We start from the raw sequence: 3,711 nt of genomic DNA, 5'->3' as shown, positions 1-3,711 counted from the left end.
GCTTCAAGCGGGGTGTGGCGCAGCTTGGTAGCGCGCTTCGTTCGGGACGAAGAGGCCGTGGGTTCAAATCCCGCCACCCCGACTCAATGGTGTTAGCTGGTACGCCGGCCGGCACCGGCGGCTGACACTGCGGCGCCGCGGGTTTGCCATTAAGCTCTGCCCGCATGGCGCTGGTAAGCCCGTCGCCCGGGCAGGGCCACCCGCGCGGGCCCGGCCAACGGGTCAGGACATTTGCTGATCCCGCGGCGGGCAGCGGCGGCCGCTTACACCCCACCCTGGCCGAGGTCGCGCAGCGGCAGCAGGAGATCCGGACGTGGGAAGCGCTCAACGTCGGCGGCTACCGGTTCGCCAAACCGGGCACCATCATCGGCGCCCTGATCTCTGCGGTGCTGGTCATTCTGGTGGTGACGCCCCTCCCGCCGAACTGGCCGTGGGACATCCCGACGATGATCTTGGCCATCTTCACCGCGGTGGCGACGGTGACCTGTGGCCTGCTGTGGTTCGACAAACCGCACTCGCCTCCGCCGCCCGAGCCGTTGGTGATCGTGCCGTTCTCGCGCGAGGAGAACCTACAGCTGATGGCGGGCCAGCCCGTGGAGCCCTACCGCGCCATCTGCGCGTGCCCCGGCTGCGGCGACACGTCGGCCCATCTGATCCGCGAGCCGGCCCCGGACGAACCGGCCTGGGCGATGGTCACCCGGCGGTGCGCCGTGTGCGACCGCGAATGGGCGCAGACCTGAATCGATTGTGCGGCAACCACTTCCCCAGCGGCAGTGCCGATGTCAGGCGCAGTCGGCGCAGATCGACAGGCCCGCGTTCGAGCTGCGCAACCGGCTACGGTGTTGCACCAGGAAACAGCTCGAGCACGTGAATTCGTCGGACCGTTGGGGGATCACGGTCACCGACAGCTCTTCGCCGGACAAATCGGCGCCGGGCAGCTCGAAGAAGTGCACATCGTTGGGGTCCTCGTCGACCACCGCGGTGGCGGGTCCGTGCAGGGTCGGCGCCAATTCGCCGATGGCGGACTTGTCCTGGGTGTCGGAGTCGGAAGCGCGGCGTGCGTCATAGTCGCTTGCGGCCGGCATGGCGGTTCCTTCCTGCTGATGAACCCGGGCTGACGCACTTTCCTGTACTCACCCGTGGCGCAGGACGTACCCCATTCAGGCGCGCGTTACACCGATCGGCTGCAAAAAGTTGCGCCGGCGGACCTTGAGCCGCCGCATGCGCCGGGCCACCGCGGGGTAATGCGCCAGCGCCAAGCCCAGCCACGGCGCGACCACGGACACGATCAGCGCCGCGATGCCGATTCCCTCGTGGCCGATCAACAGCTCGAACAGGCCGATCGCCAAGCTCACCGCCCAGACCCCCACGGCGGCGAGTCCGAGCAGCGCGAAATCCCGCCCGTACTCGACCGGGTAGTTTGCTGCTCGCAATGAAACGGGCGCGACCATGATCCGCTTTTACCCGGTCATGGCAACAAATAAACGCCGGACCCGGTGGCAGCGCGCCAACCGGTGTTCGTTAGCTCACACCGGTCAACCGCTCGGCGGCGGGGCGGGCTTGTCGGAATGCGCGGCGTGCCAGGCAAGTTCGGCGTCGCACACCCTGCGATGTGCGCGCAGCAACCACACGGCGCTCGCCGCGCCGAGCACGACGGCCAGGATCACGGCCGTCACGCCCGCGGCCAAATGACCGGTCGCCAAGGCGAACAAGCCGACGATGAGGGCAACCACCGCTACGGCCGAGCCGGCCAAACCGGGGGCGTTCGCGCCGTAGGTGAGGGTTTCGCCGGCGTGCCGGCGGGCGGTCCGATGGTGATCGACCGGGTCGCCGTTGTGGTAATTCACCTGCACTCCTCGTGAGAAAGATTGCGCTCCAATGTGATTCGCGTGGCACTGCGGTTCGCCGCTCGACCGCCGGCCGAGCCGGCCATCCCGCGGCAAAGGAGCCGCAACCGCTCACCCACGCCGGTTACCCGCCGCCCCAGGACCCAAACGACTCCGCGCGCCGGTGTCAGCCGGCTCCGGCCTGGGTATGCCGCGCAGATGAAACCCGCCGTTCTCTTCGACGTCGACGGAAGCCTGGTCGACTCCAACTATCTGCACGTCTACGCGTGGCAGCGCGCCTTCGACGCCGAGGGTCTGCCCGTGGCCGCCTGGCAGATCCACCGCTGCATCGGCATGGACGGTTCCACCCTGGTGCGCACGCTGTCCCGGGACGCCCCGGACGAGGTCCAGGAGCGGCTCAGCGACGGGCACAGCCGCTACTACCGGGAATGCACCCCGCTGCTCGCGCCGCTGCCCGGTGCCCGGGCGCTGCTGCGCCGGGTCGCCGAGCTCGGCCTGCAGGTCGTGCTGGCCACCTCGGCACCCGACGACGAACTGGAGATCTTGCGCAAGGTCCTCGACTGCGAGGACGTGATCTCCGCAACGACGTCGTCGCGCGACGTCGACACCGCCAAACCCGAACCCGGCATCGTGCAGGTCGCGCTGGACCGGGCGGGGGCCGGCGCCGGCCATGCCGTGTTCATCGGGGACGCGGTCTGGGACGCGCACGCCGCGGCGGGCGCCGGATTGCCGTGCATCGGCCTGCTCAGCGGCGGCATCGCCCGCGAGGAGCTGCAGGCGGCGGGCGCGTCACCGATCTTCGCCGACCCGCAGGACCTGCTCGAGCACCTGGACTCGACCCGCATCGCCGAACTCGCGCTACATGCCGCGGGTGCGGAGCAGCAGCGGCAGTAGCCACCAGAACAAGGTGAACAGCGTCAGCGCGCACGCGCCGGCGACGACGCCCGGGCTGGTGCCGGCCACCGCGGTGAAGACGACGGCAGTCACCCCGGTCAGCGCCAGGCCCAGGAGGCCCAGCCCGGCGTACGCACAGCGGTGCGCGGCGGACACCAGCACCTGCAGACGATGGCGCCGGAACAACAGCCGATGCATGCCGACCGGGGCGATCAACAGCACGGTTGCCCCCACCGAGCAGCCCACCGTCGCGAGATAGAGGTTGCGCATCGCCGGGGCCAGGACGTCGAACCGCTGCTGGAACGGCAGCGTCAACAGGAAACCGGTGAGCAGCTGCACACCGGTCTGCACCACGCGCAGCTCCTGCAGCAGGCTGTTCCAATTGCGGTCCAGCCGTTGGATTTCGGTCTCGCCACGCTCGCGACTGTCCCACCGCTGGTCGCCTTGCGGATTGTCGACGTCCATAGCGCTGATCATCGCACCTGGCGCGTTCGGCAGCGCCGATTCGGCGATTTTACCCAAATGCCTTCGCGCGCAAGCCATCCCGGCCGCGCCACGCGCCTAGCGGTTGATGTTGTCGTCGCGCACCGCGGTCAGCGCGTCGTCCAGCGTCGGGTACAGCGGGAAGGTCTTGTCCAGGCCGGTCAAATGAATGGGCCTCCTGGTCGCCGGACCGCGTGCGACCACGCCGAACCCCGTCGCCGTGCCCAGCTTCTCGTAGGTCGCCGCCAGGATCTTCAGCCCCACCGAACCGAGAAACTCCACCGCGGAAAGATCGATCACCAACGCCGCCGGATTATCCGCAACCACCGCGCCGATGGCCTGTTCCAGGGCCGGAGCCGTGACCAAATCGATTTCGCCGCTGACACTGACCACCGACACCCCATCGTGGTCCTCAACCAACGTGGTAATCGAATCAGGAGCTGACAATGGCAATCCTTTGTCCCGGGCTTCAGGGTGTGGTGCAAGC

At 68.7% G+C, this 3,711-nt stretch carries 7 protein-coding genes and 1 tRNA gene; 3 read left to right on the top strand and 5 right to left on the bottom strand.

Translation table 11 applies throughout. The features are described from left to right. The first annotated feature begins 8 nt into the window (after positions 1–8). Positions 9–82, top strand: a tRNA-Pro gene (locus tag A9X04_RS16765). Positions 83–164: 82 nt separating this feature from the next. Further along, positions 165–740 (top strand): hypothetical protein, encoded by a 576-nt coding sequence (locus A9X04_RS16760; protein ID WP_067922601.1) that lies wholly within the window; start codon positions 165–167, stop codon positions 738–740. A gap of 42 nt (positions 741–782) precedes the next feature. Here A9X04_RS16760 and A9X04_RS16755 read toward each other — a convergent pair whose 3' ends face one another. The 3 genes from A9X04_RS16755 to A9X04_RS16745 form a co-directional block, all read right to left on the bottom strand. Beyond that, positions 783–1,085 carry a DUF4193 domain-containing protein gene (locus tag A9X04_RS16755; RefSeq protein ID WP_067922597.1) on the bottom strand — a complete coding sequence of 101 codons (303 nt, stop codon included), beginning with the start codon at positions 1,083–1,085 and terminating at the stop codon, positions 783–785. Positions 1,086–1,160: 75 nt separating this feature from the next. Further along, positions 1,161–1,451, bottom strand: coding sequence for a hypothetical protein (locus tag A9X04_RS16750; protein ID WP_067922594.1), 291 nt, complete (start codon positions 1,449–1,451; stop codon positions 1,161–1,163). A gap of 84 nt (positions 1,452–1,535) precedes the next feature. Further along, positions 1,536–1,847, bottom strand: coding sequence for a hypothetical protein (locus tag A9X04_RS16745; RefSeq protein ID WP_231985750.1), 312 nt, complete (start codon positions 1,845–1,847; stop codon positions 1,536–1,538). A 198-nt stretch (positions 1,848–2,045) separates the two neighbouring features. Between A9X04_RS16745 and A9X04_RS16740 the strand changes: the two genes are divergently transcribed. Next, positions 2,046–2,741 carry an HAD family hydrolase gene (locus A9X04_RS16740; RefSeq protein ID WP_067922588.1) on the top strand — a complete coding sequence of 232 codons (696 nt, stop codon included), beginning with the start codon at positions 2,046–2,048 and terminating at the stop codon, positions 2,739–2,741. On the opposite strand, the gene A9X04_RS16735 is transcribed toward A9X04_RS16740, so the two are convergent. Together A9X04_RS16735 and A9X04_RS16730 are read right to left on the bottom strand one after the other, a co-directional pair. Further along, on the bottom strand, positions 2,706–3,206 hold the full coding sequence (locus tag A9X04_RS16735; RefSeq protein WP_067922584.1) for a DUF6328 family protein: 501 nt from the start codon (positions 3,204–3,206) through the stop codon (positions 2,706–2,708). The two genes, A9X04_RS16740 and A9X04_RS16735, sit on opposite strands and share 36 nt — an antisense overlap. A gap of 96 nt (positions 3,207–3,302) precedes the next feature. Beyond that, entirely contained in the window at positions 3,303–3,671 is a 369-nt protein-coding gene (locus tag A9X04_RS16730) for an STAS domain-containing protein (protein WP_231980514.1), read from the bottom strand. Positions 3,672–3,711 lie beyond the last annotated feature (40 nt).

Source organism: Mycobacterium sp. E3247 (assembly GCF_001667785.1).
In the GTDB taxonomy this organism is placed as follows: domain Bacteria; phylum Actinomycetota; class Actinomycetes; order Mycobacteriales; family Mycobacteriaceae; genus Mycobacterium.
The sequence above is the reverse complement of the archived record's forward strand: the minus strand, read 5'-3'. Positions and strand labels throughout refer to the sequence as shown.